This window comes from Mycobacterium montefiorense (assembly GCF_003112775.1).
GTDB classification, from domain to species: Bacteria; Actinomycetota; Actinomycetes; order Mycobacteriales; family Mycobacteriaceae; genus Mycobacterium; species Mycobacterium montefiorense.
Window position 1 is genome coordinate 114,553 of sequence record NZ_BFCH01000001.1, and the last position, 17,581, is coordinate 132,133.

9 protein-coding genes and 2 pseudogenes are annotated in these 17,581 nt (G+C 65.9%); 2 read left to right on the top strand and 9 right to left on the bottom strand.

Annotated features, from left to right (window positions below; genetic code table 11):
• Nucleotides 1-5: 5 nt before the first annotated feature.
• From DB708_RS00560 to DB708_RS00600, 9 genes and pseudogenes are all read right to left on the bottom strand, one after another.
• A pseudogene (locus DB708_RS00560) lies at nucleotides 6-3,103 on the bottom strand (NAD(P)-binding protein).
• On the bottom strand, nucleotides 3,100-3,504 hold the full coding sequence (locus DB708_RS00565) for an SCP-2 sterol transfer family protein (RefSeq protein WP_108920014.1): 405 nt from the start codon (nucleotides 3,502-3,504) through the stop codon (nucleotides 3,100-3,102). The pseudogene DB708_RS00560 and the gene DB708_RS00565 overlap by 4 nt, the downstream one beginning before the upstream one ends.
• Entirely contained in the window at nucleotides 3,497-4,519 is a 1,023-nt protein-coding gene (locus DB708_RS00570; protein WP_108920015.1) for a hypothetical protein, read from the bottom strand. Before DB708_RS00570 ends, DB708_RS00565 begins: the two co-directional genes overlap by 8 nt.
• The gene (locus DB708_RS00575; RefSeq protein WP_235616565.1) at nucleotides 4,516-4,788 is read right to left on the bottom strand and encodes a hypothetical protein; all 273 of its coding nucleotides are present in this window, start codon (nucleotides 4,786-4,788) and stop codon (nucleotides 4,516-4,518) included. The genes DB708_RS00570 and DB708_RS00575 overlap by 4 nt, the downstream gene beginning before the upstream one ends.
• The gene (locus DB708_RS00580) at nucleotides 4,785-5,243 is read right to left on the bottom strand and encodes a hypothetical protein (protein WP_108920016.1); all 459 of its coding nucleotides are present in this window, start codon (nucleotides 5,241-5,243) and stop codon (nucleotides 4,785-4,787) included. Before DB708_RS00580 ends, DB708_RS00575 begins: the two co-directional genes overlap by 4 nt.
• On the bottom strand, nucleotides 5,240-6,424 hold the full coding sequence (locus tag DB708_RS00585; RefSeq protein ID WP_108920017.1) for a polyprenyl synthetase family protein: 1,185 nt from the start codon (nucleotides 6,422-6,424) through the stop codon (nucleotides 5,240-5,242). Before DB708_RS00585 ends, DB708_RS00580 begins: the two co-directional genes overlap by 4 nt.
• Nucleotides 6,424-7,209: a hypothetical protein gene (locus DB708_RS00590; protein ID WP_108920018.1), complete on the bottom strand. Its 786-nt coding sequence runs from the start codon at nucleotides 7,207-7,209 to the stop codon at nucleotides 6,424-6,426. Before DB708_RS00590 ends, DB708_RS00585 begins: the two co-directional genes overlap by 1 nt.
• Before the next feature lie 102 nt (nucleotides 7,210-7,311).
• A pseudogene (locus DB708_RS00595) lies at nucleotides 7,312-11,654 on the bottom strand (AAA family ATPase).
• Between the two features lie 283 nt (nucleotides 11,655-11,937).
• Nucleotides 11,938-12,771: a thioesterase family protein gene (locus DB708_RS00600; protein WP_201263379.1), complete on the bottom strand. Its 834-nt coding sequence runs from the start codon at nucleotides 12,769-12,771 to the stop codon at nucleotides 11,938-11,940.
• Between the two features lie 39 nt (nucleotides 12,772-12,810).
• Between DB708_RS00600 and DB708_RS00605 the strand changes: the two genes are divergently transcribed.
• Both DB708_RS00605 and DB708_RS00610 read left to right on the top strand, forming a co-directional pair.
• On the top strand, nucleotides 12,811-14,343 hold the full coding sequence (locus DB708_RS00605; RefSeq protein WP_201263380.1) for a class I adenylate-forming enzyme family protein: 1,533 nt from the start codon (nucleotides 12,811-12,813) through the stop codon (nucleotides 14,341-14,343).
• Nucleotides 14,340-17,567, top strand: coding sequence for an acetyl-CoA carboxylase family protein (locus DB708_RS00610; protein WP_108920019.1), 3,228 nt, complete (start codon nucleotides 14,340-14,342; stop codon nucleotides 17,565-17,567). Before DB708_RS00605 ends, DB708_RS00610 begins: the two co-directional genes overlap by 4 nt.
• Nucleotides 17,568-17,581 lie beyond the last annotated feature (14 nt).

Consider the following 17,581-nt stretch of genomic DNA (forward strand, 5'->3'; position numbering starts at 1 on the left):
ACTGCTTAGGGAGAACGTATTTCACCAACTTCTCTGAAGCTTTCTGACGCGCCGGGCGTGGAGAACAGCGATCTCGGGGTGGCCTGCGGCAACGTGGTGTGGTCGACACTATTCATTGTGCGGACAAAGGCCGAACCCACTTCAGGGCGAGCGATTGCTTCCGAGATGGGTCGCGAGGCGTCGGGACGAGCCGCGAGCGTGGTCGGGTCCGCCATTTGGAATGGCTCGCGCAGGATGTCAACGTTTGGGCCGTCAAATGGGGTCGCAGCTGGTTCGGAGCCGACGGCAGTGAGTTGGCTCTGGTGGTACTTGCTGGGCGCTCGGGACACCAACTTCGGCGGCCATGTTGAGTTCGAGCCGGTACCGTCGGCGCTTTTTGGGATGCCCTTGCTCGCGTATTCATCGTCGGGCGGAATCGGAACATCGGGCCAGGGCTGGGCACCGGTTTTGCCGCCGTCGCCGGCGGGTGCCGTGGTCGCCTGCATCGGTGCCGGCTGCGCTCCCGTCGCCTGCTCGAGGTACTGCCGCCACGCCTGAAGATGACTGAACAGCTGCTGGGCGTAGTCACCCGGCGCCGGTGACACCGTAGGCGTGGGCGGCCCCATCGGCGTGGACGGAATTGGTGGCATGAACGGCATTGGCGGCAGGAACTGCATGAACGGCCCCATGGGCGGAATGAACTGTCCTCCCGCCGGGGCGGTGGGCAGCACCGGCGGCCCGGTCAGGAATGGTGACCCGGCCGCCATGGCCGTCCACTGCTCGAGAAGCTGTCGCCAATTCTGCAGATAGCAGAGCAACTGCTGGTTGTAATCCGTTGTAGGCATGTTCATTTGATGACCTCCAGCTAGTGCGGGATGGGGGGCGAAGGGGTGCCGAACGACACCGCCGCCGGTGTATCCAACGGATGCGGCAGCGACTGTTCGCTGAGTTTCGAGTCGACTGTGCGGAGCGCGCGGGTGTCGGCCGGCTCACGGTTTTCGATGTCGAACACGTAGCAGTAGTCGCCTGCCGGTGTCGGCATCCGAATCGGACTCGACATACCTTGATCGAGGAAGCCGTAGGGGAACTCCCAGTCGAGCGCCGGGGTCTTCTCTCGGCGATCGAGACCACCCGATTCGACCCAAATATAGTGGTCGAGAATGGCATTGACGGCATGCCGTCCCGATTCGCACGCTGACTCCATCGACGTCACCCGAGTGAATGTCTTGTTCCACGTGCCCGCGAAGACCACCGAATTGTTGTGCACCTGATAGCCGCCATGACGAGCCTGCCAGACATTTTGCTGCTCAAGATCTTCCAGCCACACGTCCTCTGGCGGTGTTGTCGTATAAGACGTTCCGTGCGGGTTCCACGGATCGCTGCCGGGCCGATTGTCCCAGTCTCCGACAATGGGAACCAGGTACGGTGACTCGTTGCGAACCACGCGGCCCTGGCCCTGCCCGGGTCCGGTAGCCATGACCAGGCCCCGGTCGAGCGCGTACCACACCGGCCACGGCATGACCTCTTCCGCGGCGGATCCCGTGTTGCTCGTGAGCGCGGAAATGATCTGGCGCCACACTTCTGCGGCGATTTCGTCGGCTGTGCAGTCGCGAGCCGCCTTTCCCCGGCCGAACTCATCGAGCAGGTGACCGGAGGGGGTGTTGAAATCCCCGATGTCGACCGAGAGCACCGAGGTGCAGCCGTCGAGGTCCAGTATCGGTCGCTTCTCCCACAATCCAGACTGGTTGATCGAGGACAGCGCCCACTGAGTGCCGGTGAGCAATATGTGTCCTCGGAGCAGCTGAAATTCCGTGTCGAAGTAGTACTGGATGCCGCACAGCGTTTGGAACCGATCCCATGGCACCCGTCCCATCTCATCCATCGAGTAGGGATTCCGCCGCCGCTGGGGCCGGGTCTTTTCGGGTTGCAGGGGGCCGTCCGGCGGGGGAGCGATGGTGGTGAAGCCGTTCAGCCTGGCCACGGTTCCGCCGGTGCCCGCCGCGCGCAACGCGGTGGTGATGTATTCGGCTCCCGGGGCGTCGACTGCGACGACCGTGTAGTCCGAACTCACCCGGGTACCATCCGCCAACGTGATCTGCGCGCGGGGCCGCAGATGGGCCGGCTGAGTCGGGTCGAAGACCGGAGGGTCTAGGCGAGCCGCCGCCTTCTGGACGAAGCGGACGCCGAGTGCGACGAGGTGGCGATACCAGTGGTCTAACCACGACTCGGTGGTGGGACCGTTGAGCACTCCGTCGGCCTTGTTGTCGCGGCGGTCCATATTCAGGTACAGCTGTAGATAGGTGCTCATGTTGGTCCGCGCGTCGCCCCAGATCGAATCGAGAGCAACCAGGATTCTTGGCATTTGGCGCAACAGCTTGTCGCAAGTCGGTGAATAGACGTAGCGGTTCATCCCGGTCTTGCGGTCGTGTCCGACCAGATAGTCGTAGGCGGACAGGTTCTGCAAATCCTGCGCGCGACGCAAAGGGCTGGAGGACAGGTAGCAGAGCAGCCTGGTCAGGTAGGTCGCGACGTCGCTGGCAGTGAAGCCCAATGTTGCGAGTTCGCTGAGGATTCCGAGAAACTCGGCGGGGCTGCGTGGGAGTTCGCTGGGAAAGACGAGGGACGGCTGACCGTGCACCGTGACGCCCTTGGTGACTACCCGCCGGACGTTGTCGTACACAGTGCGTGACGTTGGTGTCCAGCTGGCCGTACCGCCGGCCGTGTGCGTCAGCTGGTAGACCGGGATGCGCTGGAACAGATCCCAGATATGTAGGTAGAACGCGGGGAAGAAGCGAAAGCCGTGTTCACCCGGAACCGGTCGTCGGGGCTCACGCGGCTGGCCCCGCCGGCCCGGGAAGGGCCGCAGTTCGGCTTGGCTCCCGTCGTGTGTGCCCACCGTCGAATACTGAGAGGCCGCGAGGCCGCCGAGTTTGACGGGCGGGTAGGTGCCTGCCGGCTCGGATCCCAGCCCGTTGCGTTCATCCCGTCGCAACTCGTACACCGTGACGACGAAACCACGCTCCGCGAGTTCGTGCGCGGCGGTGAGGCCGGCGATGCCGGCGCCGAGCACCGCCACCGCGGGACGTCGTTCGCGGGATGCCGGCGTCGTGATGCGCCCGGTCATGGCGCCCCCGCCCGCAGTTCGGACAGCAGTGCGGGCTGCGAGGAGGCTCGGACCGCGGCGTGGACATACGCCAGCAGCGAGTTGTGAGCGCATTGGACGTCGTCGAGCGATCCGCGGACGCTCAGCGTGCCCGTCTCGACGGCCTCGCTGAGCCCCACTTTCGCATCGAGCAGGTCAAGGATCGTGGCTCGCGACGTGACGATCCGGGCACCGGCCCTCGGAGCCGCACCGTCCGATACCTGCAGTCGACCACCGCCGCGAAGCGAAAACACCTCGTCGTCGACGTCGAGTTCGACCACCATCGGACCGAGCGTGGCGACGATCAATCGGTAACTGTCGGGCACCTCGTGCTCCAGTTGCTCGGCCGAGCGTCGCAATAGCGACGAAATCTGTTCAGCCATAGAGGAACTCGAATACACCAGTTCCGGCGAAGTCGAAGTCTTCGCCGTTGATTTTGCCGCATGCCCTTGTGGTGCCGCCCGTTTCGCACAGCACAGTCGAACGGTCGAGGTATATCTCGCTCGGCTGTGCAAGGCGGGCATAAGAATGCGAGCGGAACTCGGCACGCACCCGGTCGCCTGCCCGTGTCGCGGTGATATCCGTCCGTTCCGGCACGCCCGGCACCTCGCCGTCCAGCAGCAGCCGCATCGGGGGCGGCAAGGTACAGTCGGCCGCTCGGGCAAGCCGGCGCTGCGAGCGCGTCCGCACCGACGCGTGCCGGAATATCGCGGCGGGCTCGTCGTGGTGCCAAACGTAGAGCGCTTGGGACAGACAGCGTTGCCGGCTTCGGTCGGTCGTCTGCATGAATACCATCGACCACGGGTTGGCGGGTTCGGTTGGCAAGATTGTGCCCCATGTCCAGCCGAAGTCGTCGCCCCACCGGAACCGGCCCCAGTTGTGGTCGTGATAGGCGAGGTCGTCTTCCATCCGGTGTTCACGGCCGCCGATACATACCCATCCGTTGGCGCGCAGCCGCGGTACGAACAGCCAGTTGATCCGGCCGTCCCCCAGCGGTTGATTGCGGACCACGAACGGCCGGCTCGCGGAGGTGAAGTGCAATGTACCCCGGATGTTTTTGTCGGGCAGGTCGATTGTGATGCGGTAGCCGTCGGGCAGCACGGTCATCCGGCTGGCGCCGATGGTCAGTTCACCCAGATCGGCCGAGACGTTCAAGGCGCGCCCGTCGAACCGCTCGATAGCGCCGGTCCAATCCTCGTTGTGAGCGATCACGATGACGCGTGGCGCAAGCCGGACTTCGTCGGCGCCGAACGCTTCGTTGTTGAAGCTGAAGTTGATCAGGAGCCGGGTGTCACGTCCGTGGACCACGAAGTGCTGCCACTCCTTGTACCCCGCCGGTCTGGTCATGGCCAGCACCGGGGCGCGGACGAAGTCGCTGCGTGCCAGCAGCGCGGTCATCGCAGCCACCGCGTGATCGGTTTGGCGGGTATCGCGGCTGTTGGATTCTGCTGTGCCGTAGTTGAATTGGAGAGGCGTTCGATCGCCGCGCCGACGCTTGCCAGCCCCAGCAAGGCGTGCACGAAGTCATCTGGCGCGCGGCCGGCTCCGACTCGGCGGTTGTCGTCGGCGAGGTTGTGAACCATCCGGGCCGCGCCGGCCAAGCCGACCAGGTAGCCGATGAAATTGCTCTGATCGGCGAGCGCTTCGCGAGGATCGGTGAGCGTCATGCGAACCCCTCGGGCCGCAGGCGAGCGAGGATCGAGTCGTCGAGGCCGTGTCCGATGACAGCGTCGGCCAGCAGCTCCGCCCAGGCGTCGGGGGCGGAGTTTGGCGTGGCGGGGCCGTCGAGAACGTTGAGGCTCACCATCTCCCAGACGCGCCGGAGGTTCTCTACCGCTTCGGAGGCGACCAAGGCGTCGCGCAGCCGCGCCCCGCGGGGAGCGCTCGCGTAGCGGCGACCCTCGGCAACGAGTAGGTCGTGCAGCCCTCTCGCGGCCGTGGGGTTACCCAGGACCGCGCGGCGCGCGCCAACAAGTAAGTCGAACGCGGTCCGCTCGGTCCCGCTAGCGTCGTCCGGCGGGGCCGGGCGCAACTGCGGGGTCTCCCGGTCGATGACGTCGAGAGTGAGCTCGCGGATCCGCTCGAGTTCCGCCAGCATGCCAAGCAAGGTTTCGGGGTTCATCGGGTCCGCCCGTGTACGTAGTCCACGAGGTCGGCCAGCATGTCTCGATGGCGGCTGGGTGGGAACCAGTCGAGACTGGCGAGCGCCGCGGCTGCCTTCTGGGCATGCCCGGCGGCGATATTCCGCGCGTGCTCGAGCGAACCGACGTCGTGCATCAATTCGTAGAGCCATTGAATGTCGTTAAGGTTCTTGCACTCCGAGGGGTGGTGTCCCTGCAGCCGAGCCTGGATTTCAGCCCGTCCCGACTGGGACAATTGCCCGCAGGTGGTGAGGCGGTCCAGCAGTTCGATCAGCTCCAACTCGCCGTCGGGGCCGGGCCGGCGCTTGGCCAGAATCTGTACGGCGCGTTCCTGGTCCTTCGATTCGGCACATCGCAAGGTGTGCAACAGCATCAGGGTTCGTTTGCCCTCCCAGAGGTCGCCGCCGATCTCCTTGCCATACTCCTGCGGATCGGCCCGCAAGTTCAGCAGGTCGTCGGTGATCTGGAAGGCCGCTCCGAGATGCCGGCCGAGTGACTCGAGGGGGGCCATTCGCTCGGGTGCAGCCCCGGATGCGATCGCGCCGGCCTGTAGCGGTGTGATGAACGTGTACCAGCTGGTCTTGAGTTCCACCATCTTGAGGTAGTCGGCGTCGTTGAGCCGCCAGGCGTTGGATCGGACCCAATCGAGTTCCAGCGCCTGGCCGTCGACGGTCAGCCGGGTCATCTTGGCGATGGCTCGCAGGATGCGCAGCGCAGGCCCGAGCCCGACTCGCTCGACATTGTCGAGCAGCGGTTGCAGCGAGAGCGACAGCATCGCGTCGCCGACGTTGACGGCGATCGGCACGCCGTGGTCGATGTGCAGCGTGGGTTTGCCACGCCGCCACCATGATTCGTCTTCGATGTCGTCGTGGATGAGAAATGCGTTGTGGTAGAGCTCGAGCGTCGCAGCTGTCGGCAGGATTGCCTCCAGATGGCCCCCGAGTCCGAGGCACGCCGCGATGCTCAGTGCCGGCCGCAGCGCCTTCCCGCCGCGCAACGGGTAGTCGAGGATCAGATCGTAGAGGCTGTTCGACCCACGTTCGTCCGGACCGTACAGCCGCTCGATCTCGCCGTCGCAGGCGTCCTTGCACAGTGCGAGATAGTCGTCGAGCGCATTCACCGCGATCGGGCCTGCGCGCGCGCCGGGCAACGTCGACGTCATTACGGAACGCGGATAACGACGAGCCCGCGTCGATCCTTCACCCTTGTCACGTACCTAATGCGGACCCGTAGGTTTATGTTGTTCCCGGTCGCGCCGACGACCTCCAGGCTGGGAAGAACGCTGACGGCGAGGTCCGCGGCCTCTTCACCTGGCGAGGCGCCCGCCGCGCCGCCGTGTGCTATTCGTTGGCGCCGTCCGAGCAGCCACCCTCGGACGTCGAGGGCGGTTATGGGTGCGAGGGTATTGACGCGGTGCAGCGAGTTGATGTTCGCCGGAGGCAACAGCACATCGGTGCCGGAATTCCCGGTCGCGATAGTGCTTCCGGCGAGGTAGTGCAGCCCAATGGTGTCCGTCACGAGACACGACGGAGCGCGGTAGCCCCCATTTTCGACCTTCGCGCGAGCCTCGATCAGCCCAGTCAGAAGCTGCTGAGTCGTTGGCCACCAGGGGATGTGCACCGTCGTCGCCAGTGTCATGGCCGGATAGAGTGCCGGGAACACCGCAGCATCTACTTTCGCGGCGAGCTTGACGGTGGCGGCGTTCACCAGCTCGAGCACCTCGTCGGGCGTCGGTGCGACGGCCTGGGCCAGCGACACGATGAAGTCAACGTGTTCCAGCTGAAGCGGCACATTGGCAAGCGTGGTCAAGCTGTCGTTGGGCACCATCGTCTGGCTGGGATCACCAGTGTCCCAATGCGGGAAGGCCTGCCAGGCAACGCTGCAATGCGCGAACGTGTTTTTGACCGCCTGGTTGGCCAGAGCCAACCGCTCCGCACTCATGTACATCGCTGCCACTCCTTGAGGGCCCCCGACTGTCGGTACAAATCATGAGACAAATTCGGCACGTACGCAATTACTTCGCCGAAGTTGTCGAAGTGGAGTACTGCACTACTTGTTCAACAGCGCTATCTCCTGACCCGGGGTCATCTCACCGCGTGCCACCGCCTCGCAGTGCGCGAGGTGCAGCGGTGCAACAGGATCCTCGGGCAGTAGCTCGCGGCATCGCTCGAAAGCGACGCGCGCCCCGTCGACGTCGCCCGCGTCGAACAGCGCGAAGGCCTCGTCGAATGCGGGTTGTGCCGCGCGCTTCACCTCGCGAAGTGACGCCGAATCCTCGTCGTACACTTCATAAATCGTGACCGGTCGGCGTCGGTTGACCACCATGACGCGCTCCATGCGACGGACGTCGAACTGCTCGGATGCAGCTAGGCGCTGATAGGTCCGATCGGAGATGAGCAAGGCGGAGCCGTAGCGCTTGTTGGTGCTCTCGATACGCGCGGCCAGGTTCACCGCGTCGCCGATGATGGTGAGCACCATGCGGTTTACGCCACCGACGAGCCCAACTCCCACCGCCCCGGTATTGATGCCGATGCCTGCCCGCAGCTCCTCGGAGCCCAGCGCCTTGCGTTCCCGGTTGTGCTCGGCCAAGGAGCGCAGCATGGCCAACCCCGCCCGGACGGCGTCGGAGGGGGACTCGAAGACGGCGACGATTTCGTCGCCGCGGACGTCTTGAATCATGCCGTTGTAGCTGATGATTGGGAGCTCGACGGCCCGCAGAAAGCCCATCGCCAAATTGCCGGCTTCGCCGACGTTCATGTCCTCGATCATGGTCGTATAGCCCCGGATATCGCTGATGAGCACCGTCATCTCACGCTCGACCCGGTAGCCGCTGCGGACCCGGCGAAGGTCGTCGATGTCGAGGATGCGCAGCAGTTCGTTGGGCACAAATCTGGACTGCACGTCCATCAGGGACTGCCGGTACTCGTCGGCGGCCCGTAGTCGTGCTTCGAGCTGGAAGTTCCATAGCGGCGCGGCAGCCTGGGCGCACAAGAATGCGACCGCCTGCTCGTGGTCGGCGACGAAGTTGCTGCCGGGCTCGCCGTGCTCGGCATAAACCACGCCGATTGTTCTGTCCTGCACCATTATCGGAACGACGAGTATGGACGGCCTTGATGCCTGAATTTGCTGCTGCTGCTGCTGACGCCGTCCCGGTGACCGGCCGCCCGTCGGGGCGGCGGCGTCGGCGGCGACGATCAGCGGGGAGCCCGCGTCCATTGCGCGGCGCACGATATTGGCGTCATAAGACACCTCGGTCCACGGCCCGTCCACAATCGAAATGTCGCCGTGATCGTTGACGGCGCGCACCGACAGATTCCCCGCTTCACCGGTGAGGAACAGGACGCGGCTCGCGCCCGTCGTGTCCGCGACCGAGCCCAGAATGATGTTGGCCTAGCCGTCCGGCGTTCGCGCGCCCGACAGCGCGTGCAGCAGTTGATGCGCGCCGACCGGGTCGATCCCAGCCGAACCCGTGAGATCGCGTCGCAGTAGCCAGGGGTGTTCCCGCGCGAGCCAGTCGGCGCGCACCGCGAAACCCAGATTCAGCCAGTGCTGGTACGCCGACCGCAGCATGTGTTCACGAAGCGTCGTGCGCCCGGTGTCGGCGTAGAGGGCGGCGGCTTCCTCGTGGGCGCGCGCACTGATTGTTGGGAGCTGGTTTTTCTCGGCGAGCTCAATCGCTTGGTGAAGGTAGCGCTCCGCTTTGGCATGTTGCCCGCGTGCTCGCTCCCACGACCCCTGGATCAGGGCATGCGGTGCCGCGGTGCGCCCGCCGCCCACTTGCGGTGCAACGCCAGGGTCTGGCGGACAAAGTGGGCTGTCGAAGAGTCTCGCGGCGCGCACTGGATCATGCTCAGCGCGCCGACCAGATAGACAAGTTGTGATGCCGTGGTGCCGGCCAGCCCGCCGAGATACTCGATTGCTGCCGGCGTGGCCGCGGCCGCCCCGGCGTGGTCGCCACACCAGAAGTGCAGGCCCTGCTTCATGGCTGCGGCGACGCCCAGGGCCACCTCGTCGCCCTCGAGACGGGCCGCCGGCAGCACGTCTCGCTCGTCGTAACCGCTCTCGCCGGCGAGCAGGAAGGGATCGGCGCTGCGGCCCATCAAATTGAGGCAAAGCTGCTGCATCGCCTGGCAAAGGGCGCTGGGCACGGGCTGGGAACGGAACTGCGGGATCAGCGAGCTGGCCAGCGCATCGATCTCCGCGAGCGGACGGCCGGCCCAGAATGACTGGGCTAGCAGGACTGCGACCAGGTAGGCGGCATACTCCTGGTCGCCTTGATCGAGTGCCTCCTCGGCGCTGTCGCGAAGCTCGCCCAAGCCGTCGCGGATCGGTTGCCGCCAGTGGCGGATGTAGTCCAGGTGCATGAACACCGTCTGCGGCCGGGTCTCCCGGAATTCCGGGCGCTCGGCAAGCTGCATGGCTACCTCGCCGAAGCGCTGACCGCCCGCGTAGTCACCGACCAGCACGAGGACAATCCCGTACGCGGCCATGACCAGCGGCGAGGACGGTGTGTGGCCGTACGCCAAGGTCAGATTGAGTTGCTTTCGGACCAGCAAGGGCAGGAGGTTCGGCCGGACGAGCACCGCCATGCTGCACAGTTCGACAAGAATCCGGTGCAGCGCGATGAATCCCTGGTCATCGCAGTGCGGGAGCCGCAGCAGCCGCTCGGTGCTCCAGCCACGCATCGTCAGCCTCATCCGGGCGATCGCGTTGCCCATCCGTGGCTTGCCCGCGTCGCTTGGCACCCTTTCGCCGAACTCGTCGAGCGTCTTAAGCCCGATCTCGAGCGCCTCCTGCAAACGGTTCTCTGCGACGCGCCCCTTGAGCCGCAGGTATGCGAGTCGCGCGCGGTCCGCGGGCTCGCGCAGGATCGTCTCGGCCTCGTCGAGTAGCGCGTTGAGCGCTGTCACATCACCGACCAGCAATGCCGCGTCGGCGGCGTCGAGTTGCAGCTCCCGGGTCAGCGCGAAGTGTGCGGCCCAACGTTGCTCACCGAGCAGGTCCAAAGCGTTCCGGCAGTACCCGAAGGCCAACGGGAACGAGGCCTGCGCTCGAGCCTTGCGCGCGGCCCGCCGCACTACCTCGACGAACCGGGTGCGCTCTACGTCGTCGGCCAGCCCGAGGCCACCGATGCCGACGTGGCGCGCGGCTTCGAACACCCGAGCGTCGCCGAGCGTGACCAGCCGTCGGCCGAGGCGCAGGTGAATGGCGCGCATGTCGTCGGCGGACAGCGTCGCGCGCGCCGTTTCGGCCACGCGGTCGTGGCTGAACCGATAGCGGGCGTCGCGGCTGATCGCGTTGGTGATCCGCTGGCCGCCGCCGTCGAGGGCCTCGATCAGCCGAAGCTCGAGGCAGGCCCAGAGCGCGTGGGCCACGACGTCGGGCGACCGTGCGGCCGCTGCCGTGGCGTCGTCGAGGTCGAACTCACCACCGATGCATGACAGCGAACTCAACACTTCCCGGTCGCCGGTGCGAAGTTGGTCGAGGTAGCGGCCGAGGAACTCGGCTGCCGTCGCGGAGACCTCGATCGACGTGAGCACGCGCAGGTCCCAGCTCGGGTGGCCACCGGGGCCGACCGCGATGAGCGCGCCTTCGCGTTGGGCGCGGTACAGCAGCTGACGGACCTGCAGCGGATTGCCTCCGGTGCGATGGTGGAACTCGGCGGCCACATCGCTCAGCTCCACGCTCTGGCCGCACACGTCGGCGAGCAGCTCCTCGACATCTTCGGGCGCCAGCGGTTCGAGTTGAATGGTGTTGAGGTTCTCCGATTTAATGCCCGCCAAGTCCGGATCGAATTCGCCCGCGCGGTGCGCACCGATGACTAAGACGTTGCGAAGCGACACCGTCAACAGTTCGGACAACAGCAGCAGCGTGTCTCGATCTGCCCACTGCAAGTCATCAATCGCCAGCACCACCGGGCGGTAGGACGCGGTGGTCGACACCAGTCGGATGGCCGCGCGGTGCAGGCGACGGCGGGCATCCGCCGCATCGAGGTCGGCATCATCCGAGGATTCGCCCAGCATCTGCGCCAGTTCGGGCACGAGTTCGCAGAGGACACCGGCGAACCCCGACGTCTCGCCGACGAGATCGGCACGCCAACTGTCGCGCTCGGCCGCACCGGTGGCCTCCATGGTGCGGACCAGCGAGCTAAGTGCGTCCGCCAATGCTGAGTAGGGCGCCGGTGCGCCGTCCCGGCACCTGCCGTAGGCGAATATGCAGTTGCGGCGGGAGACCTCGACGCCGAAGGCCTGCGTGAGTGTCGACTTGCCTACTCCTGGAGCCCCGCTGAGCAGGACGCATCCTCCGCTGACCCGTCCGGCCGTTTCTACTGCGGTTCGGAGTTCGGTGAGCTCGTGGCGTCGGTCGACCACGCGGCCGTCGAGGTCGAGCACCGGAGTTGTCACGGCGCAGGGCACACCATGGCGGGCGCCGTCCCGCAGACGGCGCTGCAAGGGGATCGCAAGCCGAGGCGCATGTGCACTCCCCTCCAAGGGAAATGTCCACCCACCGCAGTGACGGTCCCCCCGCTACGGGACTGTGTAGCTCCGATCTGCAGGTAGTAGAGGAGCATAGCCCAAACGCCGGACACGGTGCGAGATTTCGACGGTCAAGCAGATCGGTGGGCAGGCGGGTATGCACGAATAGTGATGACCTGGTCGTCGCGACGCGGTCGGGCTAAGTGTGAGTCGGTTTGAATGCATCCGCGGGCTGGGCCACGGCCAGTGCGGAGCTGGTGCCGATCGGGCCGTGGCAGTCGAACAGGGTCGCCGCGCCGGTGGCGACCCCTGCTGTGCCGTAGTGGCTTTGAGCGGCCAACCCGACAAATTCACCATCGGGCAGTCGGCTCGCGGTAACGGTGTAGTCGGCATTGATGTAGCGCAATCCGCCTGTGCCCCAATGGGTGAGCGAACTCGTGATGTCACCGACGAAGGCCAGGCGAGTAAACGGTGTCAACGGGTAGCCTTGCACCATCGGGCGAAACACTCGCGCCCAGGCGAACTTCTGGGAGTGGGATTGCTCCCACTCGCCCGCCGCGATGCCGGGACTGCCTTCGAACGTGGCCCCGTACCCCCAAATGAGGAACGGCATGTCGGTAGGAAAACCGTCGTAGGACGTCGGCAGCGCCGGCATCTGGACCGGAAAGGACCACACTTGGCCCTCGGGATGATCGCCGCGACGCAGGAACAGCGCACTAGCGCGGGCGACGACCGTGCCGCGCTGAATCAGGGCGGCATCGACCAGCTTGATGCGGCGGCCTTCGCGTTGTATCGAAGTCTGAATCTGCACCGGTCGCAGCAGCACTGGCCGCAGCAGGTCGACGGTAAGCCGGGCAGGCTGAAAGTCGGCATCGATGCCCGATTGTTCTATGCCCCAACCCAACAGACCTCCGACGATCTGGCCGCCCATTGCCGCGCCCCACGGCCCCTGTGTCAGCGGACCCGGAACATAGGAGTCGCCGACGGCGGCGAAAAACGCCTCGGGCATGATGGCGGAATCCTCGATCGTCACCGCTATCACGATAGGACACGCCGATAGTAAGGACCGGGCATGCCTGAAGTGATCGAAATTCCGCGCGGCCACAACCCGTTCTCGACGACGGGCGTGACCCGCGACCCCGACGGCATCCTGCGTTACGAGGACCTGCCTGCCACGCTGCTGGACATGCTGGCCGAGCAGGTCGAGCGCCGTCCCGGTAGCGAGGCCGTGGTCGAAGTCGGTGCCGGCCGACTGACCTACCGGCAGTTGTGGGACCGCGCCGCGCGGGTCGCCGGCGGGCTGCGGGCGGCCGGTCTGCAACCCGCTGACCGGGTGGCGGTGCGCTATCCCGCGGGTATCAATTGGGTGTTGGCGTTTTGGGGAACGGTGATGGCCGGCGGCATTGCGGTGGCGGTCAATACGCGCTCGGCGCAGCCCGAAATCGAGTTCGTGCTGTCCGACGCGGGTGCGCGAGTGGATCTGTCCGCGGACACACCGCTGCCCGACGGCCTACCCTATGTGGCCGAAGGACTCACGCCGTTGGACACCGCCGCGCTGTTCTACACCTCGGGGACCACCGGGCATCCCAAGGGCGTGCCGACCACCCATGAGGCATTCGTCACCAACACCGAGAATTGTGTTCGGTGCATGGGATTTCCGCCACATGCCAGTGAGGAGCTGCGCACCCTGATCTCGGTGCCGCTGTTTCACGTAACCGGTTGTAATACACAATTATTAGTCGCTGTGCGACTCGGGGGAGCCTCGGTGATCATGCCGACGCTCAACCTAGACGAGCTGACCGCCACGCTGAGCATCGAACGCATTTCGCAGCTGGTGACTGTTCCCGCGATTTACGCATTATTACTGCGGCACAAGGAATTTCATTCCATGGATATCTCCGGTGTTCGCTGGGTGGGCTACGGTGGGGCGCCTATCGCGCCCTCGTTGGTGCGGTCGGTGAAGAACGCCTTTCCGCAGGCAAAGGTGTTCAACGGCTACGGCATGACCGAGTCCGCCTCGCTGATGACCGTGCTACCCGACTCCGACGCGGTCGAACACGCCGACTCGGTGGGGTACGCGGTCCCCACCGTGGATCTCGGCGTGATCCCCAGCGGTGACGACGCAGGTGTCGGTGAGTTGGTGGCGCGCGGGGCCAATCTGACTGCTGGATACTGGAACCGGCCGCAGGCGTCCGAGGAGGCCATCATTGACGGCTGGCTGCACACCGGCGACGTGGTGCGTGTCGACGACGCGGGCCGGGTGCACATCGTCGACCGGCTCAAGGACATCATCAATCGCGGCGGAGAGAACGTCTCGAGCGTCGAGGTCGAAGCGGTGTTGTTGGCCGCGCCCAACGTCGCGGATGCCTGCGTGCTAGCGGTGCCCGACGAGGTCATGGGTGAGAAAGTAGGGGCCGTGCTGTTCGGCGGTGCGGCGCAGATCGACGTGCCGGCAGTACTCGAGCACTGCAGCGGACAGCTCGCCGATTACAAACTTCCGCAGTACGTGACGGTGGTATCAGAAGCGTTGCCGCGCAACGCTGGCGGCAAGCTACTCAAAGCCAGGCTGCGTGGTGAAGTGCAGTGGGGTGACCCGCTCCGATGAGCGCTACCCTGCTGATCGCGAACCGCGGCGAGATCGCACTTCGGATCATCCGCACCGCCACCGAATTGGGTATGCAGACGATCGCGGTCTACGCCGAGGACGACGCCGATAGTCCGCACGTGCACGCGGCGGACGAAGCGATCGGTCTGCCGGGCAGCGGAGCGCAAGCCTACCTGGACCAGTCGTCGCTACTGGCGGCGGCGAAGAATGCCGGCGCGGGGCTGATTCATCCAGGCTATGGCTTTCTCTCGGAGAACGCCGATTTCGCTCGCGCGTGCACAACGGCCGGGTACACGTTCGTGGGGCCGGACGCCGACGTGCTCGAGACGGTCGGTAATAAATCCGCGGCGCGCGCCGCCGCGATCGCCGCCGGTGTGCCGGTGTTGCCCGCCACCGTTGGGCCCAGCAGCGCCGCGGACATCCGGGCATTCTTCGCCACTCAAGGTGGGGCTGTCATGATCAAGGCGCTGGCAGGCGGCGGCGGGCGCGGTATGCGCCGAGTCGATAGCGCTGATCAGATCGACAATGCCCACCGGCTGTGTGCCGCGGAGGCGCAACTGGGATTCGGCGATGCGGCGGTGTTCGCCGAGGCGGTTCTCGACGACGCCAGGCACATCGAGGTTCAGATCGTCGCCGCGCCCGCCGGGCCCCGAACGCATGCGCTCGCCCTGGGCGACCGCGATTGCAGCCTCCAGCGCCGCTACCAGAAGATCGTCGAAATAGCTCCTGCTCAAGGGATTTCGGATGCGTTGCGCCACCAGCTACACCTGGCCGCCGCCCGGCTGTGCGGCAGAGTCGGACTGCGCGGGCTGGCCACCGTCGAGTTCCTGGTCGCCGGTGAAACATTCGTCTTCCTTGAGGTCAACCCCCGCATTCAGGTCGAGCACACGATCACCGAGCAGACCACCGGGGTGGACCTGGTCGCGGCACAGCTCGCCATCGCCGGCGGCGCCTCCTACTACCAGCTGGGATTGCCGTCCGGAATCGCCTCTGACGGTGACGAAGTCATCGGCGAGCCCGCCGCACGGCGCGGCATTGCGATACAGGCCCGGGTCAACATGGAAACCCTGACGGCCGACGGGGCGGTCGTGCCCGCCGCAGGCGTCTTAACGGTGTTCTCGCCGCCGAGCGGTCCGGGTGTACGCGTCGACACCTTCGGCCGGACGGGGCTGGCGTTGAGTGCGCGATACGACTCGCTGCTGGCCAATGTCATCACCCACGTGCACGGGTCGTCGCTGCAGGCGGCACTGCGCAAGTTGCGCACCGCGCTGGCCGAATTCGGTATCGAGGGTGTCCGCACGAACATCAATTTCCTGCAAGAGCTGCTGTCCGACAGCCAAATTCAGTCCGGCGTGGTGACGACGGGCTTCCTCGATGCCAAGCTTCCGAAGTTGGCGGCCGCGGCGCTCACCCACGAACACGACACCCGGATGGCGTCCGTCGAACTCTATCCCGGTGAGGAAGCGCTACGTGCGCAGCTGGCCGGCACCGTGGTCGAGGTGGCGCCCGAGGGCACCGAGCTTTCTCCCGGCGATCAACTGGTCGTGCTCGAGGCGATGAAAATGCAACATGTGCTCGTCGCACCGCACGCGCTGCGAACGGTCCGCAATCTCGTGACACCCGGTCAGGTTGTCGGAACCGGCGATCCACTGGTGGTCTTCACCCGCACCGGGGCCAGTATCGGCGGCGAGTCCGCTGTCGCCGCGGTCGATCTCGACCGGCCGCGCGCCGACCTCGATGAGGTCCGGCGGCGCCATCTGCTCACCCTTGACGAAGGACGCGAAGCCGCAGTAGCCAAGCGGCACAACAAGGGTCGGCGCACCGCTCGGGAGAACATCGCCGATCTGGTCGACGCCGGCAGCTTCGTCGAATACGGCGCGCTCGCCATTGCCGCGCAACGCAGCCGGCGCTCCGAAGAGGACCTCATCGCCAACACCCCGGCCGACGGCCTGGTCGCCGGCCTGGCAACCATCGGCGCCGGCCGATTTGGGCGGGCGGCGGCCGAGACAGTGGTGGTGTCCTACGACTACACCGTCCTCGCCGGAACGCAGGGCATGCGCAACCATGCCAAGACGGACCGCGTCTTCGACGTGGCCGCCCGAAAGCGGTTGCCGATAGTGCTGTTCGCCGAGGGTGGGGGCGGACGGCCCGGCGACACCGACGTCGGTGGTGCGGCGGGCCTGGATGTGCCGACATTCCGGGTGCTGGCCGGGCTGCGCGGCCGGGTGCCGTTGGTGTCCATCGTCTCCGGGCGTTGCTTCGCCGGAAACGCCGCGCTGGCCGGAGTGTGCGACGTGATCATCGCGACCCCGGACGCCAATATCGGGATGGGCGGGCCGGCAATGATCGAGGGCGGCGGGCTTGGGGTGTACCCGCCCGAGGCGATAGGTCCGATCGACGTGCAGCGGCACAACGGCGTGGTGAGCCTGGTCGCCCGTGACGAAACGCATGCGGTGTCGCTGGCCAGACAATATCTGTCGTACTTTCAGGGCAGCGTCGGCGACTGGGAGGCGCCCGATCCACGGCTGGCGCGACATGTGTTGCCGGAGAACCGGTTACGCGCCTACGACGTGCGGCGGGCGATCGAGTCGATCGTTGATGTCGGCTCGGTGCTCGAGTTGCGCCCCGATTACGGCGTCGGGATCGTCACCGCACTTGTCCGCGTCCAGGGTGTGGCATTTGGATTGATAGCCAACAGCAGTCACCATCTGGGTGGCGCGATCGATGCCGAGGCCGCTGACAAGGCCGGTGACTTTCTCGCGTTGTGCGAATCGTTTCGGCTGCCGGTGATTTCGTTGTGCGACACACCCGGATTCATGGTCGGGCCGAACGCCGAGAAGCAGGCCGCGGTCCGCCGCTTCGGCCGGATGTTCGTGCTGGGTGCACGGCTGACGGTGCCGTTCGGAATGATCATCTTGCGCAAGGGTTATGGATTGGGTGCGATGGCGATGGCGGGCGGCTCATTCGATGCCCCGCAGTTCACCGTCGCCTGGCCGACGGGGGAGATCGGCGGCATGGGCCTGGAAGGCGCGGTGCGGCTGGGCTTCAGCAAGGAGCTGGCCGCAGCGGCCGATGCGGGCGAACGTGAGCAGCTATTCGAAAAGCTTGTGGCCGCGGCGTATCAACACGGAAAGGCGCTTCGGGCCGCCACGATGTTCGAGCTTGACGACGTAATCGACCCCTCAGACTCCCGCGCCTGGATCAGCAGGCTGACGGGAGTCTGAAGGGTCGTGTCGGA